Source organism: Serratia sp. LACPHL-BACT-2024-00286 (assembly GCF_043109535.1).
Classification (GTDB): domain Bacteria; phylum Pseudomonadota; class Gammaproteobacteria; order Enterobacterales; family Enterobacteriaceae; genus Serratia; species Serratia sarumanii.
Map to the genome: position 1 here is coordinate 199,668 of NZ_JBICNA010000003.1, position 25,822 is coordinate 225,489.

Consider the following 25,822-nt stretch of genomic DNA (forward strand, 5'->3'; position numbering starts at 1 on the left):
TACCGGGTGTTTCAATCACCCGGCAGAAGCACAAGGGAGCGACGCGTTCAGGCGTGCCGGCGTTTAATCGTCGGGCAAAAACAGCGGCCCCATCGGCGGCCGCGGTAGACCAAAGTGGTCGGGATAATCCACGGCAACCAGATACAGCCCCTCGGCTCGCGCCGTCGCCGCCGCCAGATTGCGATCCTTCAACGCCAACAATTCGGCCATCCAGTTCTCATCCTGATTGCCGCAGCCGATCTCCATCAGGCTGCCGACGATGTTGCGAACCATGTGATGCACAAAGGCATTCGCCTTGATATCTACCACAATATATTCGCCGTAGCGCGTAACCTTAACGTGTTTTACGCAGCGCCACGGGGTGCGCGACTGGCACTGCACCGCGCGAAACGAAGTGAAGTCGTTCTCGCCCAGCAGCGCCTGCGCCGCCCGGTGCATGCGATCGGCGTCCAGCGGGTGATAAAAGTGCGTCACCCCCTGTTGCAGCACCGCCGGCCGGTAGCGATGGTTGAAAATAATATAGCGGTAGCGGCGCGCGGTGGCGCTGAAGCGCGCATGGAAATCGTCGGCGACGGGGCTCACCCAGCGCACCGCGATGTCCGGCGGCAGATGGGTGTTCACCCCCATCGTCCAGGCGGCGTCCTTGCGGCGCGCGGTGGTTTCGAAATGCACCACCTGCCCGGTGGCGTGCACTCCGGCGTCGGTGCGCCCGGCGCACAGCACGCTAATCGGCGCATCCGCCACCTTGCTCAACGCCTGCTCCAGGCGTTGCTGCACGCTGGCCACTTCTTGCTGCCGCTGCCAGCCGTAGTACCGGCTGCCGTCATATTCGATGCCCAGCGCGATCTTCAGCGTCGGCTGAGCGGGCGAGACCACCTCAGACATCAGTACATCTGCTCCTGCACCAGACGCTCGGCGGTTTCGACAGCCATCAACGCGCCGCCGAAGCGCACGTTGTCCGCCACCGTCCAGAACTGCAGCAGCTCGGGGATGCCGTAATCGTTACGCAGACAACCGATGCTGAGCGCATCGCTGCCGGAGGCGTCGGTGACCTGAGTCGGGTAATCGTCCTCTTCGCTCAGCTGAATGTCCTCGACCTCTTCCAGCTCGCTGCGCGCCTCTTCGGCGGACAGAGGGCGCAGCGCTTCCAGGTGCACCACCTGCGCGTGGCCGTAAAACACCGGCGACTGAACGCAGCTCACCGAAATCGGCAGCCCTTCATCCTGCAGCACCTTGCGCACCTGATCGACGATCAGGCGTTCTTCGCGCACGCTGCCCTGCTCGTCGGCAATCAGCGGCAACAGGTTGAACGCCAGCTGCTTGCCGAAAACGCCTTCCTCCGCCGGGATGCCGTTCAGCAGGCGCGCGCTCTGGCCGGCCAAGTCGTCCACCGCCGCCTTGCCGCGCGACGATACCGACATCAGCGTGGTGACGTGCAAACGCGACAGCCCCGCCTGTTCGGTCAGCGGCTTGATCGCCGTCAGCAGCTGGCTGACCATGCTGTCGGCCACCGCCACAATGTTGCGGTTGCGGTAATCCGCCAGCACCTGCGGGTTGACGCCCGGCACCACCAGCGGCACATCCGGCTCCATGGCGAACAGGCCGCTGGTGTCGATCACCAGGCAGCCCATGTTGCCGGCTTCTTCGGCATAGCGCGCGGAAGCGTCGCTGCCGGCGACGAAGAAGGCCAACTGCGCCTGCGACCAGTCGAACTCTTCGGCGTTTTGCACCAAAAGAGACTTGCCGTTGAAGCGCACATTGGCGCCCGCGCTGCGTTCGCTTGCCAGAGGATAGAGCTCACCCACCGGGAACTGGCGATCCTGCAACAATTCCAGCAACGCTTCACCTACCGCGCCAGTGGCGCCGAGCAGCGCGATATTCCAGCCGTCAGACATCGGGTTTTCTCCAGAGTATTTCATTCATAAAAGCAGACGGGCAGTGCAGCCACCGCCCGATAATCTTTGCCGCTCACTGTAGCGGCGTTGGCTTAAGACAACCTTACGCGCTATGCCACGCTGAAGCCCAGCTTGCCGAGCAGCTCGGCGCTGGCGCTGTCATCGCATTGCACGGCCAGCGAAGACCACTCGCGGCGCTCCTGGTAGTGCTTGCGCAGGCGATCGAATTCGCCCGGTTGCCCGGCGACTTTGCGCAGCGGCGCATCATCGCGGCGCACATCATACACCAAGTGCATCAATCGTTTTAACCGCGCTTCATCCAGCGGCCCGTTGAGTCGGATCTGGCTGAACTCCGGCACCGGCAGCAGCGAGGCCAGCGCCACCTGCTGCGGCTGCCCCAAATGGCGGCTGAACGCCTCGAACACTTGGGTGGTGCCGCGCGCCTTGCCTTCCAGCGTATACCCGGCGATGTGCGCGGTGCCGATATCCACCCGCGCCAGCAGCGGCAAGGAGAGATCCGGCTCCGGTTCCCACACGTCCAACACCGTGCTCAGCTTTTTGCCTTTTTCCAGCGCCTGCAGCAGCGCGGCGTTGTCCACCACCGGCCCGCGGCAGGCGTTGATCAGAATGCGGTTGTCAGGCAGCGCCGCCAACAGCTCGGCGTCCGCCAGATGCAGCGAATGGTATGGGCCGGATTTATTCAGCGGCGTATGGAAGGTCAGCACGTCGGCCTCGGCCACCAGCTTCTCCAGCGGCCAAAACTCCCCGGCGTCGCCGCGATCGGCACGCGGCGGATCGCACAGCAGCGTGCGCACGCCCAGCGCCTTGAGGCGCGCGTCCAGGCGGGAACCGACGTTGCCCACGCCGATGATGCCGACGGTTTTATCCCGCAGGTGGAAGCCGTCGCGTTCGGCCAGCAGCATCAAGGCAGAGAACACATACTCGACCACCGCAATGGCGTTGCAGCCCGGCGCGGCGGAAAAACCGATGCCCTGCCGTTGCAGCCAGGCGTCATCGACGTGATCGGTGCCGGCGGTGGCGGTACCGACAAAGCCGATGCGGCTGCCGGCCAGCAAGGCTTCATTGACCTTGGTGACCGAACGCACCATCAGCGCATCGGCATCCGCCAGCGCCTCGCGCGGGATCGGGCGGCCCGGCACCGCCTGCACGTCGCCCAGGCGGCTGAACAGCTCGGCCGCGTACGGCATATTTTCATCAACCAGAATTTTCACTGCGTTCTCCGACGGTTTACGGCTATTTGTCTGCGAAATAGTGTGCCACTGAATCATGCACGGCGAAAGCGCTCAGGGGTGGTGCCGGCGATCTGCTGGAACATGACGATAAAGGCCGACGCGGAGCTGTAGCCGACGTCCAGCGCCACGTCCTGCACCGTCTTGCCCTGCTCGAGCAGCGACACGGCGTGCAGGAAACGCAGACGCTGGCGCCATTCGCTGAACGACATGCCCAGATCCTGCTGGCAGCGGCGCGACAGCGTACGCTCGGTGGTGTAGACCCGAGCCGCCCACGCCGCCAGCGAGGTGTTGTCCGCCGGGCAATGTTCCAACGCTTCCAGCACCGGCGCCAAAAACTTGTCGTCCGACGACGGCAGATAGGTTTGCTGGCGCGGCGACAGACGCAGCTGGTCGATCAGCACCTGACACAGGCGCAAATCCTCCTCCGCCTGCGGAATGTACTGTTTGCGCGCATAGAAATCCTCGGCGATGGCACGGAAGATTGGCGTCACGCTCACCAGGCAGGGATCGGCGGGCATGCCGGCGCACAGTGCCGGCGTGATGTCCACCATGCGGCACTGCGCCAGCCGTTGGTTGTAACAGGAGTGTTCGATGCCCGCCGGCGCCCACAGCACGAACTCCGGCGGCGCCAGAAAGCGCTGCCCGCCGATGCGCAGCACCATCACCCCGGCTTTAACCCACATCAACTGGCCCCAGGTGTGGCTGTGCGGCTGGAATTCGGTGCGCGCATTGAACTCCTCGCAGCGGAACTGCACCGGGTTGGGTGCCGGGATCAGCGACTCGGGAAAATGGCGGATTTCTGGCATGGTTTCGTCCCGTGATTTGTCTTGTTTACGCCAATTTTTGTCTGGATATCGCTATATATGATAAACCGGACACGCGTAGACTAGCCAGCATGTTGGACGTTATTGAGAATAATTATCATGAATATGCTTTTCCCGCTGTTGGCCGTGCTGATTTGGTCGATTAACGCCGTCGTCAGCAAACTCTCCGCCACCGCCATCGATCCGGCGGCCATCTCGCTCTACCGCTGGCTGCTGGCGTTGATTGCCCTGACGCCGTTCGTGCTGCCGGGTGTGCTGCGCAACTGGGCGCAGGTGCGCGCCAACTGGTGGAAATTGATGATCCTCGGTTTGCTGGGCATGGTGCTGTACCAAAGCCTGGCGTATTACGCCGCACACAGCGTCAGCGCGCTGTTTATGGGCATCATCGTATCGCTGATCCCGCTGCTGACCATCCTGATCAGCATCGTACTGCTGCGCATTGCGCCGACCGTCGGCGTGCTGCTCGGCAGCATACTCTCCTTCTGCGGCCTGATCTGGCTGGTCAGCGGCGGTCAGCCCGGCGTGCTGCTGCAGCACGGTATCGGCAAGGGGGAATTGATGATGCTGCTCGCCACCGCCTCTTACGCGCTGTATGGCGTGTTGACCAAACGCTGGGCCATCGCGCTGCCGAACTGGCAATCGCTGTACGTGCAGATCCTGTTCGGCGTGCTGCTGCTGCTGCCTAATTTCCTGATGGCGCAGGATGTCGGCTTGAACGGCCATAACCTGCCGCTGGTGCTGTTCGCCGGCATTCCGGCTTCGATCATCGCCCCGTTCCTGTGGATCCAGGGCGTGATGCGCCTGGGCGCCAACACCGCCTCGATCTTCATGAACCTGGCGCCGGTGTTTACCGCCGCTATCGCCGTGCTGTTCCTGCATGAGCAGCTGCACGGTTACCACCTGATCGGCGGCGGCATCACCCTGCTGGGCGTTATCCTGTCGCAGCGGCTGCGCACGCCGCTGACGCGTAAAGCCAAAGCCCCGGCGGCCAACGTCGAGTCCTGCAAAGAACAGGCTTAAGGCAGCAGCCTAAATCGCACCCGCACCAACAGGCCGCCCAGCGCGGCGGAGCTCAGCAGCTCCGGGCGGGTGCCGTGATAGGCGGTGATGTCCTTCACCAGCGCCAGCCCCAGGCCGGCGCCCGGCTGATCGCCCACGTTGTCCAGCCGGTGAAACGGCTGCAGCGCCAGCGCCTTATCCTGCAAGGCGATGCCGGGGCCGCTGTCTTCAATCTCCAGCACGCCTTCCCCCGCCGCCTTATCCTGAGTGAGGCGGGCGGTCACTATCCCCTGACGCGGCGTGTATTTCAGCGCATTGTCCAGCAGATTGGCGCACAGTTCGGCCAACAGCAGCGGCTCCCCCGCCACCTGACACGCCGCCTCGCCTTCGAAACCCAGATCGATCTGTTTGCTGCGCGCCTGCGGCAAGCGGGAAAAGCAGGCGTCGCGCAGCACCTGCGCCAGATTGACCGGCTGCAGCTGGCGCTCGGCCTGGTGCTCGCTGGCCTTCAGGCGTGAGAGGTGCAGCAGGCGATCGGTCAGCGCCACGGTATTATCCAGCGTCGCGCTCATCGCCTGCAGGCTTTCACGCCACTGCTGCGGCCGATCGCTGGCCAGCGCCACCCCGACCTGAGTCTTCAACACCGCCAGCGGCGTGCGCAGCTGGTGGGAGGCGTCGGCGCTGAAACGTTCCTGACGCGCCACCATCAGCCGCAGCCGTTCGATGTAACGATTGAACGCCACCAGCAGCGGCTGCATCTCCGACCACGGCAACACCCGCGGCAAGGGCGTCAGCTCGCCCGGATCGCGCCGCAGCATGATGCCGGAGAGTTTACGCATCGGTTTCAACACCCGCTTGAGCAGCGCGAACGCCAGGATCAGGGTCAACACCACCACCGTGCCCTGGCTCAACAGCGCCGCGATCATCATCTGCCGCGCCAGGTAACGGCGCGACTCCAGGGTTTCCGCCACCAAAATGGTCGCCATGCCGCTCACCCCCGACTCGTTGACCGGTTGAAACAGCGCCGCCACGCGGATCGGCCGGCCGAGGTATTCCGCATCGTAAAAATGCACCAGCGCCGGGTAGAGCGTGGAACGCGGGATATGGGGCGGCAAAGGCGGCAAATCGTCATAGCCCGAAATGCTTTTCCCCTGCGGCGAAATCACCTCGTAATACAGCTGATCGTTCATGTTGCGCTCGAAGCTGTCGAGCACCACATAGGGCACATCGACCGCCAGCTTGCCTTCGCGCACCACCAGCCGCTCCGCCACGGTGCGCGCCGACGCCAGCAGCGTGCGATCGTAGGCCAGGGTGGCGGCGCTCATGGCGCTGAAATAGTGGGTGTAGATAGAGATGCCGCCCAACGCCAGCAACGGCAGGCCAAAAAACAGCAGCAGTTGATAGAACAGCGAACGCGGCGCGTTAAACCACCGCATTGCACAGCTCCAGGCTGTAGCCCAGGCCGCGCAGCGTGACGATCGCCACGTCGCTGCCCTGCAGCTTTTTCCGCAGGCGGTGTACGTAAAGCTCGATGCTCTCCGGGTTGGCTTCGTCGGACAGCGTGAACACCTGTTCGAACAGCTGTTGCTTGGCCACCGGGCGGCCGCGCCGGTGCATCAGCGCGGTCAGCACCGCCAGTTCGCGCGGCGTCAGCGCCAGCGGCTTGCCCTCCAGCAGAAAATAGCCTTCGTCGTGATAGGTCAACGCGCCGTATTGCAACGCCGGCTGCGGGGCGCCGACGCTGCGGCGCAGCAGCGCCCGGATGCGCGCTTCCAGCTCGTCCAGTTCGAACGGCTTGGTGAGGTAATCGTCCGCCCCCAGATTCAGGCCTTTCACCCGGTCGGCCACGTCGGTGCGTGCCGTCAGCAGCAGCACCGGCAGATCCTGCCCGCGCTTGCGCAGGCGCGCCAGCAAATCCAGGCCGTTCATACGCGGCAGCGCCACATCCAGCACCGCGAGCGCATAGCGTTCGTTGAGCAGCAGGTGATCCGCCGCCACGCCGTCCGGGGCGACGTCAACGGCAAAGCCGGCGCCGGTCAGCGCCTTTTGCAACCAGTGAGACAGCTCGGGGTGATCTTCAACCAATAACAGTCGCATGTTCCCATTCCATTGATTTACCTGAACAACCTGGCGCCGACACGGCGCCTGTTAACAGGCCGATAACAGAGAATGGCATGGAAAATAAGGGGATAAAAGAGCGCCGCGCCGCCAGTTTTGGGAGCTGGCACACAATTATGCGTATGGGGCGCGATCGCAGGGCGGTGTCAGATCAGCGGAATGGGGCTATCGGCAACGGCAATGTCCAGCACCGGGCGCAGTTTGTCGGCTGTAAACGGTGAAGATACCAGCACGGAGCGGTTGTTGACGGCAAACACCAGATCGATGCCGGTCACGCAGGCGGTCATCTGGCAAGCATATTTTTCACCGTCGGCGTTGACGAAATGCAGCTCAAAAACGCCAACGTCGGCACGCAGTCGCTTTAAACGGCACTGCCCGGCTTTTCCCGTCATTTCAGCGTAAACCTCAGGCAACCGTTTAATCGCACCTACTTTGGCGCTGTCCCTGCCACCAAACAATTTCCCTAACGAAAACATATCACTGCGTCTCTATTCATTTCACCGATCGTGATTTTATCGCGAAAGCAGAACGGCAAACCTGATATTACGCAGGATTTTGCCCGGTTTTGCGCCCTGTTCTTGCCTGCTTTTCTATGGTAGCGCATCCGTTATTCGCCGGCGACAAGAGACCCTAATCACAGACTGGAAACTTTTCCGGCCACTGAAAGGTAAATGAAAGGTTGTTGTTTTAACAATCCTGCAACCGCACCCGGCGGGATTTCACAATCAGAACAATACCGAGGGCAAGTCACAATGAAAAAAATAATGACCCGTACCTTTACCGCCGCCGCCCTGCTGCTGGCAGCCAATCAGGCCTTTGCCGTGGAAGCGCCCAAACGCACCGAATGCATCGCGCCGGCCAAGCCCGGCGGCGGCTTCGATCTGACCTGCAAGCTGATTCAGGTGTCGCTGCAGGACACCAAGGCCATCGATAAACCGATGCGCGTCACCTATATGCCCGGCGGCGTCGGCGCGGTGGCCTACAACGCCATCGTCGCGCAGCGCCCGGCGGAGTTCGGCACCGTGGTGGCCTTCTCCGGCGGTTCGCTGCTCAATCTGGCCCAGGGCAAGTTCGGCCGCTACAACGTGGACGACGTGAAATGGCTGGCGGCGGTCGGTACCGACTACGGCATGATCGCGGTGCGCGCCGACTCGCCTTACAAAACCCTGAAAGACCTGATGGACGCCTTCCAAAAAGATCCCAACAGCGTGGTATTCGGCGCCGGCGCCTCCATCGGCAGCCAGGACTGGATGAAAACCGCGCTGCTGGCGCGCGAAGTCGGCGTGGATCCGCGCAAGATGCGCTACGTGGCGTTCGAAGGCGGCGGCGAGCCGGTCACCGCGCTGCTCGGCAACCATATCCAGGCGGTCTCCGGTGATCTGAGCGAGATGGTGCCTTACCTGCAGGGCGACAAGATCCGCGTCCTGGCGGTGTATGCCGAGCAACGTTTGCCGGGCCAGCTGGCCGACATTCCGACCGCCAAAGAACAGGGATACAGCCTGGTGTGGCCGATTATTCGCGGCTTCTACGTCGGGCCGAAAGTCAGCGATGAAGAGTATCAGTGGTGGATCGACACCTTCCAGAAAATGATGGCGACCGACGAATTCAAGCAGCAGCGCGATCTGCGCGGCCTGTTCGAATTCAACATGACCGGCAAAGAGCTGGACGCCTACGTGAAGAATCAGGTTGCCCAATACCGTGAGCAGGCGAAAGTGTTCGGCCTGGCCAAATAACCGCAGGGGAAAACCATGAGCGATCGTATTTTTGCCGGCTTTTGGCTGCTGCTGTGTATCGGCGGGCTGTTCATCGGCTGGGGCATCCAAAGCGAATACAGCTATGAACCGCTGGGGCCGCGCCCGTTCCCGCTGGCGATCCTCAGCCTGATGGCGCTGTGCTCGGCCCTGCTGTTGCTGCGCCGCCCGCAGGCGGTGGAGTGGCCGCACAACAAGGTGCTGCAGCGGCTGTTGGTGCTGGTGATCACCCTGGTGCTGTATGCCTGGGGCTTTGAATGGCTGGGCTTCCCGCTGGCGACCGCGCTGCTGACGTTCAGCATCGGCCTGCTGTTTCAGGCCAGCCTGCCGGCGGCGGCGATCTCCGGCGTCGTCATGGGCGCAGTGCTGTATTACGCCTTTGACCGCCTTCTTGATGTCACACTGCCGCTCGGCGCCTGGCTGAGCTAACGGGAGCGATGATGGATACCTGGATGTATTTGACCCAAGGGTTCGAAGTGGCGCTGGTGCCGCAGAACCTGATTATCGCCCTGATCGGCTGCTTCGTCGGCACCATCGTCGGCCTGCTGCCGGGCCTCGGGCCGATCAACGGCGTGGCGATCCTGCTGCCGCTGGCGTTTGCCCTCAAGCTGCCGGCCGAATCGGCGCTGATCCTGCTGGCGACGGTGTATATCGGCTGCGAATACGGCGGGCGCATCTCGTCGATTCTGCTCAACGTGCCGGGCGACGCGGCGGCGATCATGACCGCGCTGGACGGCTACCCGATGGCGCAGCAGGGGCGCGCCGGCGTGGCGCTGTCCATCTCGGCGGTCAGCTCGTTCGTTGGCTCGATGATCGCCATCGGCGGCATCATCCTGTTCGCGCCGCTGCTGGCCCGCTGGTCGCTGGCCTTCGGCCCGGCGGAGTATTTCGCCCTGATGGTGTTCGCCATCGCCTGCCTCGGCAGCATGATGAGCCAGAACCCGCTGAAATCGCTGCTGGCGGCGCTGATCGGCCTGGGGCTGGCGACGGTGGGCGTCGACGCCAATACCGGCGTTTACCGCTTTACCTTCGACAGCGTGCACCTCTCCGACGGCGTGCAGTTTATCGTGGTGGTGATCGGCCTGTTCTCGGTCAGCGAAATCCTGCTGATGCTGGAAAGCACCAGCGCCGGACAAAAGCTGGTGCGTAAAACCGGCCGGTTGCTGTTCAACCGCAAAGAGGCGGCGCAGTGCGCAGGCCCTACCCTGCGCTCGTCGGTGATCGGCTTCTTCGTCGGCATTCTGCCGGGCGCCGGCGCCACTATCGCCAGCGCGCTGACCTACATGACCGAGAAGAAAATCAGCGGCAACAGCGACACCTTCGGCAAGGGCGACATCCGCGGCGTAGCGGCGCCGGAAGCGGCCAACAACGCCTCTGCCTGCGGTTCGTTCATTCCGATGCTGACGCTGGGGGTGCCGGGTTCCGGCACCACGGCGGTGATGATGGGCGCGCTGACGCTGTACAACATCACCCCCGGCCCGGCGATGTTCACCGAACAGCCGGATATCGTCTGGGGGCTGATCGCGGCGCTGCTGATCGCCAACGTCATCCTGCTGATCATGAACCTGCCGCTGGTCGGCCTGTTCACCCGCATGCTGACCATCCCGCTGTGGTTCCTGGTGCCGGCGATCGCCGCGGTTTCGGCGGTGGGGGTTTATGCGGTGCACAGCACCACCTTCGACCTGCTGCTGATGGTCGGGTTGGGCGTGTTCGGCTACATCCTGCGGAAAATGCACTTCCCGATGTCGCCGCTGATTCTGGGCTTCGTGCTGGGTGAGATGCTGGAGCAGAATCTGCGTCGCGCGCTGTCGATCAGCAACGGCGAGTTCGGCATCCTGTGGAGCAGCAGCATCGCGCAAACGCTGCTGGTGCTGGCGGTCGCGGTACTGGCGCTGCCGCCGCTGCTGCGCCTGATGCGCAAACGCCGCCAATCGGCGATCGAGGCCAAGGCCGAGTAACGCGAAACGGGCGGGGAATCCCCGCCCGTTGCGTTTAACGGCGCAAGGCCGCAATTCCCCTTTCCAACGCATCGATATCGCCATCGGCGAGCAGGGGCTGAATCACCGTAAAGTCCGCCTCGGACAAGTCATAGAGGCGCAAGGCAAGCAACCGCGCGATGACTTCCGGCGCGAACCGCCAACGGATAAACCTCGCCGGATTACCGCCGACGATGGCATAAGGCTCAACATCGCCGGCCACCACGCTGCCGGCGGCGACGATCGCCCCCTCACCTATCGAGATTCCCGGCATCAGCATCGCCCGCATGCCGATCCAGCAACCGTCGCCCAGCCGGGTATCGCCTTTGGGGCGGTACGCCTGCTTGATGGTTGCCATAAACGGATACAGGCTCAGCCAGTCGATGCGATGGGTATGGTTGCCGCCCATCAGGATCACCGCTTCGGCCGCGATGCACACGTAATCGCCGATCAGCAGGCGGTCTATGTCGCCCAGCGGCTGCCATTGCCGGCTGACCGCGTCGCCGTGCAGATAGCGCACTACCGAGCGTTCGAAGCCGTTATCCCAACAGTCGCTGTAGTAGCTGTGGGTGCCTTTGACGATAATGTTCGGGTTGGTCACCGTCTGATGCAGCAGCTCGGTGTTGGACCAGTGTTTTTCGGACATGGCGTATTCTCTGGTTACGGGAATAAAAGCCACGGAACGGAATGTCTGTGGCCGTGTTGTCGTTCACTCAACACGGCCATTCAAGCGATAAGCGCTCGTTTCAATCTCGGGTTATTCATCATTACGGCCTCTCTTGCGAGGCGTAATGGTAGCCGATCACGCCTCGGCGGTCTTGCTTTTCAACAGCAGCACCCCGCCCATCACCAGCGCGCTGCCCAGCAGCTGCAGCTGATTCATGCTCTCCCCCAGCAGGAAATAGGCGATCACCGCGGTGAACACCAGCTCCAGCGACAGGATCAGGTTGGCCACCGCCAGCGGCAGCGTTTTCAGGCTGATATTGTACAGCCCGAAGCCCAGCAGCGTCGGCCCGGCGGCCAACGCCAGCAGCAACAGCCAGCCGCTCCATTGAATGCCCTGCGCACCGTGCGACAGGAACCACAGAGAGCCGGCCATGCCGTGGAACGCCGCCAGCGGGAACGCCGTCAGCGCCGCGTTGAACACCAATTGGTACAGCGCCGAAAAACCGAACACGTACAGGATGGTGTTCCACACCGGATAGCCGCGTTCGCTGGCCACCCGCCCGCCGAGGGTATACAGGGTATAGCCGATGCCCGACAACATCCCCACCAGCAGCCCCAGCAGATCGAAGTGGCTGTTCCCCATACTGTCGCCGTTGCTGACCAGGAAGCAGCCGCCCAGGCTGATGGCGATCACCAGCAATTGGCGCAGCGTCAGGCGTTCGCTGTACATCACCCAGCCGAGGAACACGGTAAAACCCACCGAACAGTAGGTCAGAATGGTCGCCACCGATGCGCCGTTCAGCGCCACCGACAGCGTCCACAGGCTGTTGAACAGCGCCAGCAACAGCCCGTAAAGCGCGTAGAAAGCCACCTGTTTACGGCGCAGGCGCGCCCACTGCGGTTTCACCAGCAACAGCAGCGGCAACAGCACCAGCGCCACCAGCGCCGCGCGCCAGAACGCCAGCACGAAGGTCGGCAGGTGATAGTACTCGGTCAGCGCGCGGATGATGATGGCGGTAAAGGCCAGCAGCATCGCGCTGATAATGGCGATGGCGTAACCCTGGCTGCTGCCCTGAAAAAGACGCGCGCCGGGCAGCGCCGGCCGGGCGGAAACGCCTGACGGTAATGACATGAGATCCTCGGAAAAATGGCGACATAAATGCTCAGGCGCACAGTGTAACGCGGCCATTTTTTCTCACTATAGCCACTTTGCGGCGTTGTCATGCAGGCCACTTTTCTGCGCTTGAAGCCCTGTTGACATGGGGTATAGTAAAAACCTCTCTCCATAACCGGGCCAATTTCCCATGCATATCCCGTTGGATCGCGAGCAGGACGTTCCGCTCTATTTACAGATCGAAGAAGCGCTGCGGCGCGCCATCCTCACCGGCGTGTTTGTCGATGGCGACAAACTGCCCTCGACGCGCACGCTGGCGGCCGAACTGGCGGTCAGCCGTTTAACGGTGGATAACGCCTACGCCGAACTGGCGGCCAAGGGCTTTTTGCATCAGCGGCGCGGCAGCGGCGCCTATGTCGCGCATCCGCAGATGCAGGCACGCCCGGCCCGGCCGAGCAGCGATGCCCCTTTCCCGCTGGAAAGCTTCACCACCCTCACCTCGCGGCTGGACGGCTACGCCGACGCCCCGCTGCCGGAGGGGCTGATCAACTTCGCCGCCGGCGTCGGCAGCCCTAAGGTGTTTCCGCTGGAGGCGTTTCGCAAAGTGCTGCTGTCGGTGCTCAGCCGCCACGCGGAAGAGGCCTTCAGCTACGGCGAATACTGCGGCTACTACCCGCTGCGCGATACGCTGAGCCGCATTCTCAGCGCGCAGGGCATCCCCACGCAGGCGGAACAGGTGCTGATCACCAACGGCTCGCAGCACGCCATCAGCCTGGTGGTGCAAAGCCTGCTGGCGCCGGGCGATACGGCGATCGTCGAAGAGCCGACCTACGCCGAAGCGCTGGGCCTGCTGCGCCAGCACCGCGTCAATATCGTCACCGTACCGGGCGACCGACACGGCATGCGGGTGGATTTGCTGCCGGAATTGTTAGAACGCCACCGTCCCAAACTGATCTACACCATCCCCAATTTCCACAACCCGACCGGCCGCTGCCTGAGCGAGGCGCGTCGGCGACGCCTGCTGGCGATCGCTCAACAGGCCGGCGTGGTGATCCTGGAAGACGACTTCGTCGGCGATCTGCGTTATCAGGGCAAACAGCTGCCGTCGCTGCGCGCGCTGGCGCAGCCGGGCGCGGTGATCTACGTCAGCACCTTCTCCAAAATGCTGCTGCCCAGCATGCGCATCGGCTATCTGGTGGCGGACAGCGAACACTATCAGCGCTTCGCAAGGCTGAAGCACGTCGACAGCTTCACCAGTTCCAGCCTGATCCAGCGGGCGCTGGACGCTTTCGTCACCGTCGGCCGTTACGACAAGCAGCTGCGGCGCGCCGGGCGCGTTTACCGCCGCCATCTGGAGGTGATGATTGACGCCTTGCAACGGCGGCTGCCGCCGGGATGCCGCTTTGAAACGCCGCAGGGAGGCTTGTTTATCTGGCTGACGCTGCCGGCATCGGTGACCACCGCCGAGCTGATGCCGGTCGCCTGGCGATACGGCGTGACCTTCGCGCGCGGCGAATGCTTTTATGCGCAGGAACATTTGGGCGCGCACGGCCTGCGGCTGAATTTCGCCGCCAACTCGCCGCCGCAGATTGAAGAAGGTATCGCCCGGCTATGCCGGGCGATTGAGGAGGTGATAACGGAGAAAAACGCCGGTTAGACGGCGGCCCACCACAGCCGCAGCTTCATCCCCCAGTAGCTGGTCCAGCCGGTGGTGGTCTGCACCACCTTGCCCTGCGAGACCACCACGAAGGTCGGCGTCACGCCAATCTGCCACTGCGCCGAGAGCGTACCGGCCGGATCGTTGACCACCGGCAGCGCCAGCCGTTTGCGCGCCAGCCATTGTTTCACCTGGGCATCGTCGCCCGAGCGCAGCGCGACGGTCAGCACGTTGCCGCCCGCCGCCTGCAAACGGGCGACGTCCGGCGTGGTGAAACGGCAGACGCCGCACCAGCTGGCCCAGAAGTAAACCAGCAGCGGCCGCTCATGGCTGAGCTGCGCCAACGACACACTCTCGCCATCCAGCGTGGTCAGGGTCTGGGCATCGAAGGCCGGCGGCGCCTGCGGCGCGTTCAGCCAATCCATCACCGTCACCACCGCCAGCGCGATCAGCGCCAGCAGCAGCAACTCGCGCCCCCAGCGCTTGAGCTTAGCCATTGTTGGCCTTCGCCAGCTGCTGTTTCACCATCGCTTCCAGCTCTTCATAGGATACCGCCCCCGGCAGCATCCGATCGCCGATCAGCGTCGCCGGCGTCCCCTGCACGCCCAGTTGCTCCGCCAATTCCATGTTGGTGCGCAGCGTGGTCATGCTCTGTACGCTGGGCGCCACCGCCTTGACGCCGGTTTTCTCTTGCGCGGCGGCGATGCTGGCGTTGTCGTGGAAGCCCTTTTTCGCCATCAGCCGCTGGTGCAGGGCCCAGAATTGATCCGGATGTTGCTGCCAGGTGGTGAGCGCCACGCGCGCCGAACTGACCGAGCTTTCGCCCTTGAACGGCAGCAGTTTCACCACCAGCGCCACGTCCGGGTATTGCTTGACGATCTTCTCCAGCATCGGATCGAAACGCTTGCAGTACGGGCAGTTATAGTCGGTAAAGGTCACCAGCGTCAGTTTGGGGTTGGCGGCGCCGAGGCGCGGGCTGGCCGGATCCTGATACAGCGTTTTGGCGTTCTGCTTGATAGCCTGGCTGATCTGCTGGCCGGCGGTTTGCTGCTGCCAGGCGTCCACCGCCTGCGCCAGAATGTCCGGGTTGGACACCAGCGTTTCGCGGATCATCTCTTTGATACGCGCCTCTTGTGCCGGAGTGAAAGGCTCTGCGGCCCACACCGGGGCGGCGATGATCATCAGTAAAATCAGTAGCTTTTTCATTGTTCGGTTCCTTTGGCATGGGAAAGGGTTTGCAGCACGGCGTCACGGGTCAACAGCGGGGATAACACCTCGCCGTCCGGGCTGCCGGGGCCATAGATTTGGTTGAAAGGCACGGCGACGCTGCCGCGCTTTTGCAGGAAGGCGCTGATGTCGGCCGACGGGCGGCTCCAGTCGCCGCGCAGCGCGACCACGTCGTCGGCGCTCAGCGCGCGCTGCACGTCATCGCGCAACAGCACATTGAATTTGTTGGCTTTACAGGTCACACACCAGTCGGCGGTCACGTCGACGAACACCCGCTTATGCTGGGCCAGCGCTTCGGTAATCGCCTGTTCGCTCAGCGGTTGCCACTGCACCCGATCCTGCAAAGGCTGGCGCCACAGGCCGGCGGTCAGCGATCCGGCCAGCAAGGCCACGCCCGCCAGCACCAACGTGCCCGCCGCCAGCTTGGCCGCCAACCGTGCGCCCTGTTGACGCCACACCGCCAGCAGCAACGCCAGCAGCGCCAACGCCCCCAGCCACAGCGTGGCCTGCACGCCGATATGGTTGCTCAACAGGCTCAGCAGCCACAGCGACGACGCCAGCATCAGCAGCCCCATCGCCAGCTTGACGGTATTCATCCAGCGGCCGGGGCGCGGCAAGCGCAGCGCCAGCGACGGCCAGGCGGCGATCAGCAGCCACGGCAGGCTCATGCCGATGCCGAGCGCGATGAACATGCCCCACAACACCGGCAGCGACGCCGCCAGCGCGAAGGCCACCGCCGTGCCGAGAAACGGCGCCGAGCACGGCGTCGCCAACAGCGTGGCGAACGCGCCCTGCCAGAAATGGCCGCTCAGCCCCTGCCCGTTATGGGTGGCCAGCGACGTGTTTAGATCGGACGAGAGGCGCAGGTGGAACAGGCCAAACAGGTTGGCGCTGAACAGCAGCGTCACCAGCACCATAAAACCGATAAACCACGGATTCTGGAACTGAATGCCCCAGCCGAGCGCATGGTTGCCGAGCCGCAGCAGCGTCATCAACAGGGCCAGCGCCATAAACGAGGCGACGATACCCAGCGACGACGCCAGGAACTGCAAACGCACGCTGCGCCGATCGCGATGCTCCACCTGCAGGATGGAGCCGAGCTTGATGCCCAGCACCGGCAGCACGCACGGCATCAGGTTGAGGATCAACCCGCCCGCCAGCGCCATCAATACCGCCTGCCACAGCGGGAACGCCGCACCGACGGGCGCGGCCAACGGATCGCCAATCGGCAGCGTAATCTGCTGCGCCATGCCGCCGTCGTCGATCACCAGCGTCAGCGTTTTGCCGCGCAGATCCGGCGCCGCATCGCCCCAACCGTCGCTGACCGGCACCCGCGCCAACAGCTGAGCGCCGTCGGTCTCGACTTGAGGTTTACCGAGATCGGCATCCGCCAGCGTATCGAAGAACAGCGCGGGCTGCTGCCAGCCGGCGGCGCGTTCGGCGGCAATCTGCAGCTCGCCGTTGCGGTAACCGGCCTTGACGCTCTCCGCCACCCCGGCGGCGATCGGCACCTGCCCCATCGCCTGTGCGAAGTCGTGGTTAAACTGCGGATCGTTCGGCGTCGTCAGATCCAGACTGAACGGGTAGTCGGTCAGAATGCAGACGTTGCTGCAGGTGGACAGCGTCAGGGTGCCCGCCAGCGGGCCGGATACCGGGCCTGACATCACGATCGGCAGCGTGACCCGATCGTGATAGCCCTGGGTGGAAATGCCGGCCACTTCGAAACGCTGCGGCGTCGGCCAGTGCCAGGTCGCCGGCGGCGGGTTGCCCTGCCAGACGATAGCCGGCGCGATGCCGCCTTCGCCAGGGGAACGCCAGTAGGTTTTCCAGCCCTTTTGCAGCTCGACCGACAGCAGCAGGCGGGTCTCCCCCGGCTGTGACGTGTCGGCGCGCAGCCGCACCTTGGCATGATCGTTGGCCGGATTTTGCAGCCAGCCGCTGTCCGCCGCCTGCAAGGCAGGTAGCCACAGCATAAACAGGCAAGCGCAGGCCAGCCTGATAATTTTCAACATGTTAATTCTCCATAAATGATTAAATCACCGCGAAAAACGGGCGATTAACTCATTCACGGAAGACGCATAATCGAAGGTGCACCCTGAGGGTGGGGGGTGAAATGGCGCGGAGAGGAGGAATGCGCAGGCGCGCGGCGATGGTCGGCGCCAACAGCGCCAGCAGCAGACCCAGCCCGAACAGCACGGTTTCGAACATCACCGGCGGCGCGGCCAGCAATGACTTGGCGCTCAGCTCACAGGGCGTCGGCTGCGCTTCGGCGGCGGTATCACCGGACTGAACGGCAGTGGCCGCCGGGATCCCCAGCGTTTGCTGCAGCGCATGCAGGCCCGCCATGCGCTGGGTCATGCACGTCAGCACCACCAGGCAAGCCAGGCATAAAAACCATTTTGCAATCCGCTGCCGTTTAACCATGCCATCCTCACGTTCGGGTCTGGGGCTATCTTAGCGGCGCGGGCGCGATTAGCAACGTTTTGTCGGTAAAGAAATGTCTGAGCGGCGGTATTGATGGCGGCGATTTACAGGTATCATAGTGGGTAAGCCTGCGCTTTTCGCCGGGTACGATGATGATTCTCTCCTCCAGGCATTCTGCGGGGATACACAGCGAAGGACTGGTGATATGCAACCTTTGAGTGGGCCGGGCACCCCAATCGCCGGCGAACGCCCTCCCTCCCCGGGCAAAACGGCGGCCACTGACGATCAACCCCTCTCTCCGGCGCAGCGCACGACGCTGGAAAAGCTGATCGTGAAAATCATGACGCTCAGCCCGGCAAAGCCGGCGGAGATCTGGGCGACTCTGCGTCACGATCTCGGCGCCGATAACGGCGGTGAACTGCTGGCGCGTCATTTTCAACCGGCGGAACAGCTGCTGCAAACGCGCCTGACGCAGGCGCAGCAAAACCATGCCGGGCGCCAGCTGTTGCAACAGCTGGCCGAATTGCTGCCGCAGGGCAACAATCGCCAGGCGGTCAGCGACTTTATTCGCCAGCAGTTCGGCCACACGGTACTGAGCCAGCTGAGCCCACCACAGCTGCAGCAGGTGCTGAATCTGTTGCAAACCGGCGGCCTGGCCATTCCCCAGCCGCAGCAAACCGCCACCAGCGATCGCCCGCTGCTGCCCGCAGAGCATCAAAGCCTGCAGCAGCAGGTCACCAAACTTAGCGCGGCCACCGGTGAAGCGCCGGCTAAAATCTGGCAAACGCTGTTTGATTTGGCGGGCGTGAAAACCAACGATCCGCTGCCGGCGCGCCACTTCCAGCTGCTGAACCAATTCTTGCAGGTGAAGGTGGCCCTCAGCCCGCAGAGCGCGCCGACGCTGAACAATCTGCTGGCGGCACTCAAGCAGCCGGCGGACGAGCAAGAGCTGCAGCAGATGAACGACTATTGCCAGACGCGCTTCAACTGCGGCGCCAATGCGCCTCTGACGCATCCGCAAATGAGCGACGCCATTCATCAGCTGTTTGCCCGCCGCCTGGAGAAGGCCGGCCAGGCGCAGCCGATCGTCAGCCAGCCCGTCGAGCCGCAGCCGCTGCTCAACCCGCTGATCGCCGCCCTGCCGCTGCCGCTGCAAAAAGCGCTCAGCAAGCCTGCCGCGGCGCTGATCCTGCTGCTGGTGGCGCTGGCGATCGTACTGGCGCTGGTGTTTTAACACCTCAGGCGCAGCCGCAGTCCTCAGCAGCCGCCCGATCGCGCAGCGATCCCGGCTGTTCGTCGATGGCCAACGGATGGCCGTCGCGCAGCCAGAAATCCAGCCCGCCGATCAGCTCCTTCACCCTGAATCCCTGCTTCGCCAGTTTGTAGGCGCCTTTGGTGGAACCGTTGCAGCCGATGCCGTCGCAGTAGGTCACATACACCTTTTGGCGATCCAGTTGCGCCGTGCCGGCTTCATCCATCAGGCGATGCGGCAAGCTGATCGCCCCGGGGATATGCCCGGCGGCGTACAGCGCCTCTGCGCGGGTGTCGATCACCACTATCCCGTCCACGCCGTTGCGCAGATCTTCCGCCACGTCCCAGGCATCCGCATAGCGGCTCAGCTTGGCCGCCAGGTAAGCCAGGCTCTCTTCCGGCGCCGCCGGTGGAAAAGCCAGCACCAATGATTCTTTCGACATACCACTCACTCCCGTGCATCAAGACAGATGACAATAGTGCCTCATTTTGGTCTTATGATTGATACCCATTTTCCATAAATCATAAGGCCAATTATGCGGCACTCGCTGGTCACGCTGTTTCAGCAATCGCCCCACACCGCCGGCACGCTGCGCGATCGCCTGTGCGGCGCACTGCGGCAGGCCATCCATCAAGGGGCATTGAACGTTGGGCAACGCCTGCCTTCCAGCCGGGTGCTGGCCAGCGATCTGGGCCTCTCGCGAGTGACCGTCGAAGCGGCCTACGGTCAGTTGGAGGCGGAGGGATATCTGCAGCGCCGCGTCGGCCAGGGCACCTTTGTGGCGATTACCATCGCCAAATCACCGCCGCCGGCAGCCGGATCCGGCATGCCGCGCCTTTCGCAGCGCGGCCAACAGATCGTGCAAACCGGCGGCTGCCGCGATCCGCAGCAGCCACAGGCGTTCGCCGCCGGTTCACCGGACCTGCGCGCGTTTCCGCTGGCCTTGTGGAAGCAGCTGACCGCACAGCGCCTGCGGCTACAGGGAGAAAGCCTGCTGCGCTACGGCGACCCGCAGGGCTATTTACCGCTGCGTGAGGCGATTGCCGCCCACGTCAACCAAACGCGCGGCGTGATCTGCGATGCACGTCAGGTTATCGTGCTGACCAGTTCGCAGCAGGCGCTGCAGCTGATCGCCACGTTGCTGCTGGACAGCGGCGACAGCGTCTGGATGGAAGAGCCGGGTTACACCGGGGCAAGAAACGCCTTTATCAGCGCCGGCGCCGCCCTGACGCCGGTCGCGGTGGACGGCGACGGCCTGCGTGCTGAATCCTCCTTGCCGGACCCACGTTTGATTTATCTGACCCCCTCACACCAATACCCGACCGGCGCCGCGCTCAGCCTGGCGCGCCGATTGGCGTTGCTGGCGCTGGCAGAGCGGCAACAGGCCTGGATCATCGAGGACGATTACGACAGCGAGTTTCATTACGACGGCCTGCCGATACCGGCGATGCAGGGCCTGGATCGCCGTGGGCGGGTGCTGTACCTCGGCACCTTCTCCAAGTCGCTGTTCCCTTCACTGCGGTTGGCGTATCTGATCGCCCCGCCCGCGCTGGTTGAAGCGTTCGTCACCGCGCGTACGGTGTATGACGGCCACAGCGCGCAGCTGATGCAGGCGGTCACCGCCGAATTCATCCACCAGGGGCACTTCGCCGCGCATATCCGCTACATGCGCCAGCTCTACCGCAGCCGGCGCGATGTGTTGCTGGCGGAAGTACGCGAAAAACTCGGCCACTTCGCCACGCCCGCTCCCGCCACCGGCGGCCTGCAGCTCAGCGTCTGGCTGCCGCCCGGCCAGGAGGCGGCGCTCAGCCGACAGGCGCGGCGGCTCGGCATCCTCACGCCCAGGCTGAAGGCGCAATACCAGACGGCGCAGGCGCAGCGCGACGGCTGGCTGCTGGGCTTTTCGGCCCTGACGCCGGGCGAGATCCGCAGCGCCGTCGAGCGGCTGGCGCAGATCGCCGTGGCTTAACGCGGCCTCAATGGGATGCCCATCCGCTTATTGCTCGGTCAGGCGCATCTCCGCCACCAGCGGCAGGTGGTCGCTCACCGCCGGCCAATGCACGCCGTTCCAGTCGCCGCTGGCGTTCGGCACCGTCAGGCTGTCCAGATGCCAGCGCTGCGCGTTACCGGTGAAGATGTAATCCACCTTGATCTCGGCGTTTTCCGCCGGCCAACTGCGGCCATCCTGGCCGTCAGGCATGATGTCGTTCCAATAGCGGCTCAGCTCCAGCCAGGTCACGCTGCCCGGCACATCGTTCATATCGCCGAACAGCAGCTTGATGCCGCGCACTTCGATGGCGCGATCGTTCAGCTCCCGCACCTGATCCAGGCGCATCGTCGGATCTTCCTTGGTATCGAGGTGGGCGTTGAACAGGGTGATCGGCGCCGGGAACTCCGGCACGTCGACCTTGGCGCTGAAGGCGATGCGCTGTTCGCGCTGGCCGGACGGCAGCGGATAGATCACGGCATCGTGCAGCGGATACTTCGAGAGAAACGCCAGGCCATATTCGCCGCCGTCGTAATCGATCGCCCGGCCAAACACCGCCTGCATGCCGGTCAGCTTCGCCAGCTCCGCCGCCTGATCGACCCGGCCGCTGCGGGCGGTGAGTTTATCCACCTCTTGCAGCGCCACCACGTCGACGTTCATCGCGCGAATTGCCTTGGCGATGGCGGTCATGTCGCTGACCTTGCCGGCGGCGATATTGAAGCTGGCGACGCGGATCTTCGGCGCCTGTTCTAGTTCATAGGTTTTATTTTTCAGGCCACCCAACGCGCTGGCCACTTCGCGGCTGTTGGCGTTGCTGTTGGCATGGCCGGCATCGGCAGAGGCCCAGGCGCTGTGAGAGAGGCCCAGGGACAGTAAGGTGATAAGCAGAGCGTGACCGGTGTGCATGAATTCTCCTTGAGGGACAGATAAGTGTTATGTAGGCGCTTCCCGGCCCACAGCTAACACCGATTTTGCCGCAGAAACCTGCGACTATTTCCTAGTTGCACCGCTATTTTTCGTTTCTGCGCGATGCTTCGCATTCTGGCGGTTTACGCATTGCACCGTTGGACAAACGGCTGATTTCGTTTTAAAACCGGTAGATTGCCAACCGCGAGGAGTTCCGATGACCAGCCCGATTGCCGAACAGCTTACCGAACGTTTCTTCCGCTACCTGGCGGTCACCAGCCAGAGCAACGCCGCCGCAACCGTCCTGCCCAGCACGCCGGGGCAGCATGAAATGGCGCAGCTGCTGGCGGAAGAGCTGCGCCGGCTCGGCCTGGCCGACGTGCAGATAGACGACCACGCCACCGTCACCGCCCGCAAGCCCGGCACCCAGCCCGGCGCGCCGCGCATCGGCTTCATCACCCATATCGACACCGTGGACGTCGGCCTGTCGCCCGAGATTCGCCCGCAGCGCCTGCGCTTCACCGGCGAAGATGTATGCCTGAACGCCGAGCAAGACATCTGGCTGCGGGTCGCCGAACACCCGGAGATCCTGCCCTACCGCAACGAAGAGATCCTGTTCAGCGACGGCACCAGCGTGCTGGGCGCCGACAACAAGGCGGCGGTCACCGTGGTGATGACGCTGCTGGCCAACCTGGCCGCCGCCGATCGCCACGGCGATATCGTGGTGGCGTTCGTGCCGGATGAAGAGATCGGCCTGCGCGGCGCCAAGGCGCTGGATCTGCAGCGTTTCCCCGTCGATTTCGCCTACACCATCGACTGCTGCGAACTGGGTGAAGTGGTTTACGAGAATTTCAACGCGGCGGCGGCGGAAATCCGCATCGAGGGGGTGACCGCGCACCCGATGTCGGCGAAAAACGTGTTAATCAACCCGATACGCATCGCCAACGACATCATCAACCGCTTCGACGTGCAGGATACCCCGGAACACACCGACGGGCGCGAGGGCTATTTCTGGTTCACCGATCTGGCCGCCAATGCCAATCAGGCGACGCTGAAGGTGTCGATTCGCGACTTCGATAGCGCGGCGTTCGAGGCGCGCAAAGCCCGCCTTGAGGAGACGGTGCGTCAGGTGGCGGCCGGCTATCCGCGCGCCAACGTCAGCTGCAGCATCAGCGACATCTACAGCAACATCAGCAACGCCATCGGCGAAGATCGGCGCGCCATCGATCTGATCTTCGGCGCCCTTGCCGCCCACGGCATCCCGCCGAAGGTGATCCCGATGCGCGGCGGCACCGACGGCGCGGCGCTCTCGAGCCGCGGCATCCTGACGCCCAATTACTTCACCGGCGCGCATAACTTCCACTCGCGCTTCGAGTTTTTACCCGTCAGCGCCTTCGTGAAATCCTACCAGGTGACCCGCAGCATTTGCCTGCTGGCCGCCCGGCAGAGCGGTAATCAGAGTTAGCTCAATAGCCAGCCGACCAGCGCGGCCCACGCCAGCAGCGGCAGCGAGTAATAGTGGAAGCGCAACCAGATCTTGCGCTCCCCCGCCATGCGCAGCGCAATCAGGTTGGCGAGCGATCCGATCGCCAACCCGAAGCCGCCGGCATTGACCGCATAGGCCAGTTGCGTGCTGGAGGGCGCATAGTTGAGCAGCAAAATGGTGGCCGGCACGTTGCTGACGATCTGCGACAGCCCAACGCCCAACGCATACACCCCACCGTCGCTCAGCCCGGCGATGGCGGCAAACGCCGGCTGAAGCGGCGGCAGGCGGGTAAACAGGCCAACATCGATAAACATGGCGGCGAACACGAAAATCAGGCCCCAGTCGATCTGCAACAGCACCCGGCGCGCCAGCAACAAAAAGCCGGCGAACACCGCCAGCAACCCATACAGCGGCAGGCCGATATCCAGGCACAGCAGGAAGATCGCATACAGCCCCACGCAGCTCAGCAACAGCGGCCGTTGATAGGGGTAACCCTCGGTATTCGGCGTTTTCACGATGTCGCGCGCCGGGAAGCTGAACCAGGTCAACGCCAGCAGGCTCAGCATCATCGCGGCGCCAAACGGCGCCATCTGGCCGATGAAGCCGAGGAAAGAAAGGCCGGAGCGGCTCCACAGCAGGATATTTTGCGGGTTGCCGATCGGCGTCAGCAGCGAACCGGCGTTCACCGCTAGCGCCTGAAAGATGATCAAACGGCCAACCGGCAGCGCCGACAGCTTTTTCAGCGTGATGGTGAGCGGAATGACGATAAACAGCGCCACGTCGTTGGTCAGAAACGACGACAGCAGCGCGGCGGAAAACACCAGGAACAGCGCCAGCCGCCGTTCGCTGTGCAACCGGTTGATAATCTTGCGGCCAACGAAGTCGAAGTAGCCGCTGACCTCGACGCCTTTGGTCAGCAGCATCAGCCCCAGCAGAGTGATGAGGGTGCGGCCGTCGATGAAACCGCCCAGCGCCGCCAGCGGCTGCGGATCAAAGGCGAACATCGCTGCGCCGGCCAGCAACAGCACGTGCAGGAAACGGTCTTTGACAAAGGGGTGGATAAGCCGGGAAATGGCGGTTGAACTCATGGTGGCAGCTTGAAACCTCAGCGAAAAGCATGAGCGAGACGTTAGCTCAGGCGCGGCATCTACGCCAGCAAAATGCTATTTTACCTTTATCCGCTTTCCATTTGCCGCGCTTTACTTTATTTGTAGCGGCTTTCTCGTTTTCAAAGGACATGTTATGGCTTCCCTGTTCGCCAAAGGGGCGTTGCTCAGCGCCTTATGCGCCCTGCTCGCCGCCTGCGACGATGCCGCCTCCCGCCCGCAAATCGATATCGACGGCAAGACCATGGGCACCTTCTACAGCGTTAAAGTCAGCGGTGACGTCGCGATCGGCAAGCAAGAACTGCAGCGGCAGATCGACGCGGTGCTCGAACGGGCCAACGACGATATCTCCACCTACCGCGCCGACTCGGTGCTGTCGCAATTTAACCGCAGCGCCGGCCTCGAACCGCAGCCGATCCCGCGCGGCATGGCAGACATCGTGCTGATGGCCCAGCGCATCGGCCGCGATACCGGCGGCGCCATGGACATCACCGTCGGCCCACTGGTGAACCTGTGGGGGTTCGGCCCCGACAAGCACCCGGTCAAAGTGCCGGAACAGGCGCAGATCGACGCGGCGAAGCAGCGCACCGGCCTGCAGCACCTGAAGCTTATCAGCGACAATCGCGGGGAGTGGCTGCAAAAAGATCTGCCGGACATGTATGTCGATCTCTCGACACTGGGCGAAGGCTACGGCGCCGATGAACTGGTGCGCCTGATGAACCGCAACGGCATTACCAACTACCTGGTATCGGTCGGCGGCGCGGTCTCTTCACGCGGCGTCAACGGCCAGGGCAAACCCTGGCGGGTGGCAATCCAAAAGCCGACCGACCGTGAAAATGCGGTGCAGGCGCTGGTGGATCTGCACGGTTACGGCATCAGCACCGCCGGCAGCTACCGCAACTACTTCGAACAAAACGGCCAGCGCTACTCCCATGTCATCGATCCGACCACCGGCAGGCCGATCAACCACCGCCTGGTTTCCGCCACGGTGATCGCCCCCACCGCGCTCGAGGCCGACGGCTGGGATACCGGCCTGATGGTTCTGGGCACGGAGAAAGCGTTGAAACTTGCCGAAGAGAAAGGGCTGGCGGTCTACCTGATCAGCAAAACCGACGACGGTTTCAGCGCCGTGATGACGCCGCAGTTCAAGGCGTTTTTGGTGCAGTGAAATAAAAAAGCCC

At 63.4% G+C, this 25,822-nt stretch carries 25 protein-coding genes; 9 read left to right on the forward strand and 16 right to left on the reverse strand.

Features of this window, described 5'->3' with window-relative positions; genetic code table 11:
• Positions 1–63: 63 nt before the first annotated feature.
• The 4 genes from truA to ACF8MC_RS10675 all read right to left on the reverse strand — a co-directional run bounded on the left by truA (position 64) and on the right by ACF8MC_RS10675 (position 3,954).
• Positions 64–885: a tRNA pseudouridine(38-40) synthase TruA gene (gene truA, locus ACF8MC_RS10660; protein ID WP_033635351.1), complete on the reverse strand. Its 822-nt coding sequence runs from the start codon at positions 883–885 to the stop codon at positions 64–66.
• Positions 885–1,895 (reverse strand): aspartate-semialdehyde dehydrogenase, encoded by a 1,011-nt coding sequence (locus tag ACF8MC_RS10665; protein WP_033635352.1) that lies wholly within the window; start codon positions 1,893–1,895, stop codon positions 885–887. The genes truA and ACF8MC_RS10665 overlap by 1 nt, the downstream gene beginning before the upstream one ends.
• Before the next feature lie 110 nt (positions 1,896–2,005).
• Positions 2,006–3,127 carry a 4-phosphoerythronate dehydrogenase PdxB gene (pdxB, locus tag ACF8MC_RS10670; RefSeq protein WP_041036078.1) on the reverse strand — a complete coding sequence of 374 codons (1,122 nt, stop codon included), beginning with the start codon at positions 3,125–3,127 and terminating at the stop codon, positions 2,006–2,008.
• A 53-nt stretch (positions 3,128–3,180) separates the two neighbouring features.
• The gene (locus ACF8MC_RS10675) at positions 3,181–3,954 is read right to left on the reverse strand and encodes a helix-turn-helix domain-containing protein (protein ID WP_033635354.1); all 774 of its coding nucleotides are present in this window, start codon (positions 3,952–3,954) and stop codon (positions 3,181–3,183) included.
• Positions 3,955–4,071: 117 nt separating this feature from the next.
• Here ACF8MC_RS10675 and ACF8MC_RS10680 point away from each other — a divergent pair, with 117 nt between their 5' ends.
• A complete protein-coding gene (locus tag ACF8MC_RS10680; RefSeq protein WP_060438452.1) occupies positions 4,072–4,992 on the forward strand; it encodes a DMT family transporter in 921 nt (306 codons plus the stop codon).
• Here the strand turns inward: ACF8MC_RS10680 and ACF8MC_RS10685 are convergent.
• The 3 genes from ACF8MC_RS10685 to ACF8MC_RS10695 form a co-directional block, all read right to left on the reverse strand.
• Complete coding sequence (locus ACF8MC_RS10685; RefSeq protein WP_033635356.1) at positions 4,989–6,407, reverse strand: sensor histidine kinase; 1,419 nt, start codon at positions 6,405–6,407, stop codon at positions 4,989–4,991. The two genes, ACF8MC_RS10680 and ACF8MC_RS10685, sit on opposite strands and share 4 nt — an antisense overlap.
• The gene (tctD, locus tag ACF8MC_RS10690) at positions 6,394–7,068 is read right to left on the reverse strand and encodes a transcriptional regulator TctD (RefSeq protein ID WP_033648064.1); all 675 of its coding nucleotides are present in this window, start codon (positions 7,066–7,068) and stop codon (positions 6,394–6,396) included. The genes ACF8MC_RS10685 and tctD overlap by 14 nt, the downstream gene beginning before the upstream one ends.
• A gap of 167 nt (positions 7,069–7,235) precedes the next feature.
• Positions 7,236–7,565 (reverse strand): hypothetical protein, encoded by a 330-nt coding sequence (locus tag ACF8MC_RS10695; RefSeq protein ID WP_033648065.1) that lies wholly within the window; start codon positions 7,563–7,565, stop codon positions 7,236–7,238.
• Positions 7,566–7,841: 276 nt separating this feature from the next.
• Between ACF8MC_RS10695 and ACF8MC_RS10700 the strand changes: the two genes are divergently transcribed.
• The 3 genes from ACF8MC_RS10700 to ACF8MC_RS10710 are packed head-to-tail and all read left to right on the forward strand — an operon-like array spanning position 7,842 to position 10,798.
• Positions 7,842–8,822, forward strand: a complete 981-nt coding sequence (locus tag ACF8MC_RS10700; RefSeq protein WP_033635359.1) for a tripartite tricarboxylate transporter substrate binding protein — start codon at positions 7,842–7,844, stop codon at positions 8,820–8,822.
• Positions 8,823–8,837: 15 nt separating this feature from the next.
• Positions 8,838–9,269, forward strand: a complete 432-nt coding sequence (locus ACF8MC_RS10705) for a tripartite tricarboxylate transporter TctB family protein (protein ID WP_033635360.1) — start codon at positions 8,838–8,840, stop codon at positions 9,267–9,269.
• A gap of 11 nt (positions 9,270–9,280) precedes the next feature.
• Positions 9,281–10,798, forward strand: a complete 1,518-nt coding sequence (locus tag ACF8MC_RS10710) for a tripartite tricarboxylate transporter permease (protein WP_033648067.1) — start codon at positions 9,281–9,283, stop codon at positions 10,796–10,798.
• 34 nt (positions 10,799–10,832) lie between these two features.
• Here the strand turns inward: ACF8MC_RS10710 and ACF8MC_RS10715 are convergent, their stop codons facing one another.
• Complete coding sequence (locus tag ACF8MC_RS10715) at positions 10,833–11,462, reverse strand: CatB-related O-acetyltransferase (RefSeq protein ID WP_033653746.1); 630 nt, start codon at positions 11,460–11,462, stop codon at positions 10,833–10,835.
• A gap of 156 nt (positions 11,463–11,618) precedes the next feature.
• Positions 11,619–12,614 carry a DMT family transporter gene (locus ACF8MC_RS10720; RefSeq protein ID WP_048321839.1) on the reverse strand — a complete coding sequence of 332 codons (996 nt, stop codon included), beginning with the start codon at positions 12,612–12,614 and terminating at the stop codon, positions 11,619–11,621.
• Positions 12,615–12,786: 172 nt separating this feature from the next.
• Between ACF8MC_RS10720 and ACF8MC_RS10725 the strand changes: the two genes are divergently transcribed.
• The gene (locus ACF8MC_RS10725; protein ID WP_060425852.1) at positions 12,787–14,253 is read left to right on the forward strand and encodes a PLP-dependent aminotransferase family protein; all 1,467 of its coding nucleotides are present in this window, start codon (positions 12,787–12,789) and stop codon (positions 14,251–14,253) included.
• On the opposite strand, the gene ACF8MC_RS10730 is transcribed toward ACF8MC_RS10725, so the two are convergent.
• Genes ACF8MC_RS10730 through ACF8MC_RS10745 form a run of 4 tightly spaced genes read right to left on the reverse strand, consistent with a single transcriptional unit; the run spans position 14,250 to position 17,904 of the window.
• Positions 14,250–14,750, reverse strand: coding sequence for a protein disulfide oxidoreductase (locus ACF8MC_RS10730; protein WP_033648071.1), 501 nt, complete (start codon positions 14,748–14,750; stop codon positions 14,250–14,252). The genes ACF8MC_RS10725 and ACF8MC_RS10730 overlap by 4 nt on opposite strands.
• Positions 14,743–15,459 carry a DsbA family protein gene (locus tag ACF8MC_RS10735; protein ID WP_164105203.1) on the reverse strand — a complete coding sequence of 239 codons (717 nt, stop codon included), beginning with the start codon at positions 15,457–15,459 and terminating at the stop codon, positions 14,743–14,745. The genes ACF8MC_RS10730 and ACF8MC_RS10735 overlap by 8 nt, the downstream gene beginning before the upstream one ends.
• Positions 15,456–17,492 carry a protein-disulfide reductase DsbD gene (locus ACF8MC_RS10740; protein WP_103774221.1) on the reverse strand — a complete coding sequence of 679 codons (2,037 nt, stop codon included), beginning with the start codon at positions 17,490–17,492 and terminating at the stop codon, positions 15,456–15,458. Before ACF8MC_RS10740 ends, ACF8MC_RS10735 begins: the two co-directional genes overlap by 4 nt.
• Before the next feature lie 49 nt (positions 17,493–17,541).
• Positions 17,542–17,904, reverse strand: coding sequence for a hypothetical protein (locus ACF8MC_RS10745; protein ID WP_060438450.1), 363 nt, complete (start codon positions 17,902–17,904; stop codon positions 17,542–17,544).
• 205 nt (positions 17,905–18,109) lie between these two features.
• Here ACF8MC_RS10745 and flk point away from each other — a divergent pair, with 205 nt between their 5' ends.
• Positions 18,110–19,138, forward strand: coding sequence for a flagella biosynthesis regulator Flk (flk, locus tag ACF8MC_RS10750; RefSeq protein ID WP_039564954.1), 1,029 nt, complete (start codon positions 18,110–18,112; stop codon positions 19,136–19,138).
• 4 nt (positions 19,139–19,142) lie between these two features.
• On the opposite strand, the gene ACF8MC_RS10755 is transcribed toward flk, so the two are convergent.
• Complete coding sequence (locus ACF8MC_RS10755; protein ID WP_060438449.1) at positions 19,143–19,598, reverse strand: rhodanese-like domain-containing protein; 456 nt, start codon at positions 19,596–19,598, stop codon at positions 19,143–19,145.
• Between the two features lie 93 nt (positions 19,599–19,691).
• On the opposite strand from ACF8MC_RS10755, the gene ACF8MC_RS10760 reads away from it, so the two are divergent.
• A complete protein-coding gene (locus ACF8MC_RS10760) occupies positions 19,692–21,125 on the forward strand; it encodes a PLP-dependent aminotransferase family protein (RefSeq protein WP_060438448.1) in 1,434 nt (477 codons plus the stop codon).
• Between the two features lie 27 nt (positions 21,126–21,152).
• On the opposite strand, the gene ACF8MC_RS10765 is transcribed toward ACF8MC_RS10760, so the two are convergent.
• The gene (locus ACF8MC_RS10765; RefSeq protein WP_060438447.1) at positions 21,153–22,049 is read right to left on the reverse strand and encodes an endonuclease/exonuclease/phosphatase family protein; all 897 of its coding nucleotides are present in this window, start codon (positions 22,047–22,049) and stop codon (positions 21,153–21,155) included.
• Between the two features lie 217 nt (positions 22,050–22,266).
• Between ACF8MC_RS10765 and pepT the strand changes: the two genes are divergently transcribed.
• On the forward strand, positions 22,267–23,514 hold the full coding sequence (gene pepT, locus ACF8MC_RS10770) for a peptidase T (protein WP_060452517.1): 1,248 nt from the start codon (positions 22,267–22,269) through the stop codon (positions 23,512–23,514).
• On the opposite strand, the gene ACF8MC_RS10775 is transcribed toward pepT, so the two are convergent.
• Positions 23,511–24,623, reverse strand: a complete 1,113-nt coding sequence (locus tag ACF8MC_RS10775) for an SLC13 family permease (RefSeq protein WP_164040025.1) — start codon at positions 24,621–24,623, stop codon at positions 23,511–23,513. The two genes, pepT and ACF8MC_RS10775, sit on opposite strands and share 4 nt — an antisense overlap.
• Positions 24,624–24,777: 154 nt before the next feature.
• Here ACF8MC_RS10775 and apbE point away from each other — a divergent pair, with 154 nt between their 5' ends.
• Positions 24,778–25,809, forward strand: coding sequence for an FAD:protein FMN transferase ApbE (gene apbE, locus ACF8MC_RS10780; protein ID WP_039564940.1), 1,032 nt, complete (start codon positions 24,778–24,780; stop codon positions 25,807–25,809).
• Positions 25,810–25,822 lie beyond the last annotated feature (13 nt).

Bases quoted from the DNA above. Each gene is read 5' to 3' on its own strand.
- apbE (WP_039564940.1), top strand. From the start codon at position 24,778: ATGGCTTCCCTGTTCGCCAAAGGGGCGTTGCTCAGCGCCTTATGCGCC.
- ACF8MC_RS10755 (WP_060438449.1), bottom strand. From the start codon at position 19,598: ATGTCGAAAGAATCATTGGTGCTGGCTTTTCCACCGGCGGCGCCGGAA.
- ACF8MC_RS10700 (WP_033635359.1), top strand. From the start codon at position 7,842: ATGAAAAAAATAATGACCCGTACCTTTACCGCCGCCGCCCTGCTGCTG.
- ACF8MC_RS10735 (WP_164105203.1), bottom strand. From the start codon at position 15,459: ATGAAAAAGCTACTGATTTTACTGATGATCATCGCCGCCCCGGTGTGG.
- ACF8MC_RS10745 (WP_060438450.1), bottom strand. From the start codon at position 17,904: ATGGTTAAACGGCAGCGGATTGCAAAATGGTTTTTATGCCTGGCTTGC.
- tctD (WP_033648064.1), bottom strand. From the start codon at position 7,068: ATGCGACTGTTATTGGTTGAAGATCACCCCGAGCTGTCTCACTGGTTG.
- ACF8MC_RS10725 (WP_060425852.1), top strand. From the start codon at position 12,787: ATGCATATCCCGTTGGATCGCGAGCAGGACGTTCCGCTCTATTTACAG.
- ACF8MC_RS10720 (WP_048321839.1), bottom strand. From the start codon at position 12,614: ATGTCATTACCGTCAGGCGTTTCCGCCCGGCCGGCGCTGCCCGGCGCG.
- ACF8MC_RS10680 (WP_060438452.1), top strand. From the start codon at position 4,072: ATGAATATGCTTTTCCCGCTGTTGGCCGTGCTGATTTGGTCGATTAAC.
- ACF8MC_RS10775 (WP_164040025.1), bottom strand. From the start codon at position 24,623: ATGAGTTCAACCGCCATTTCCCGGCTTATCCACCCCTTTGTCAAAGAC.
- ACF8MC_RS10765 (WP_060438447.1), bottom strand. From the start codon at position 22,049: ATGCACACCGGTCACGCTCTGCTTATCACCTTACTGTCCCTGGGCCTC.
- ACF8MC_RS10665 (WP_033635352.1), bottom strand. From the start codon at position 1,895: ATGTCTGACGGCTGGAATATCGCGCTGCTCGGCGCCACTGGCGCGGTA.
- flk (WP_039564954.1), top strand. From the start codon at position 18,110: ATGCAACCTTTGAGTGGGCCGGGCACCCCAATCGCCGGCGAACGCCCT.
- ACF8MC_RS10675 (WP_033635354.1), bottom strand. From the start codon at position 3,954: ATGCCAGAAATCCGCCATTTTCCCGAGTCGCTGATCCCGGCACCCAAC.
- truA (WP_033635351.1), bottom strand. From the start codon at position 885: ATGTCTGAGGTGGTCTCGCCCGCTCAGCCGACGCTGAAGATCGCGCTG.
- ACF8MC_RS10730 (WP_033648071.1), bottom strand. From the start codon at position 14,750: ATGGCTAAGCTCAAGCGCTGGGGGCGCGAGTTGCTGCTGCTGGCGCTG.
- pepT (WP_060452517.1), top strand. From the start codon at position 22,267: ATGACCAGCCCGATTGCCGAACAGCTTACCGAACGTTTCTTCCGCTAC.
- ACF8MC_RS10685 (WP_033635356.1), bottom strand. From the start codon at position 6,407: ATGCGGTGGTTTAACGCGCCGCGTTCGCTGTTCTATCAACTGCTGCTG.
- ACF8MC_RS10695 (WP_033648065.1), bottom strand. From the start codon at position 7,565: ATGTTTTCGTTAGGGAAATTGTTTGGTGGCAGGGACAGCGCCAAAGTA.
- ACF8MC_RS10715 (WP_033653746.1), bottom strand. From the start codon at position 11,462: ATGTCCGAAAAACACTGGTCCAACACCGAGCTGCTGCATCAGACGGTG.
- ACF8MC_RS10710 (WP_033648067.1), top strand. From the start codon at position 9,281: ATGGATACCTGGATGTATTTGACCCAAGGGTTCGAAGTGGCGCTGGTG.
- ACF8MC_RS10760 (WP_060438448.1), top strand. From the start codon at position 19,692: ATGCGGCACTCGCTGGTCACGCTGTTTCAGCAATCGCCCCACACCGCC.
- ACF8MC_RS10740 (WP_103774221.1), bottom strand. From the start codon at position 17,492: ATGTTGAAAATTATCAGGCTGGCCTGCGCTTGCCTGTTTATGCTGTGG.
- ACF8MC_RS10705 (WP_033635360.1), top strand. From the start codon at position 8,838: ATGAGCGATCGTATTTTTGCCGGCTTTTGGCTGCTGCTGTGTATCGGC.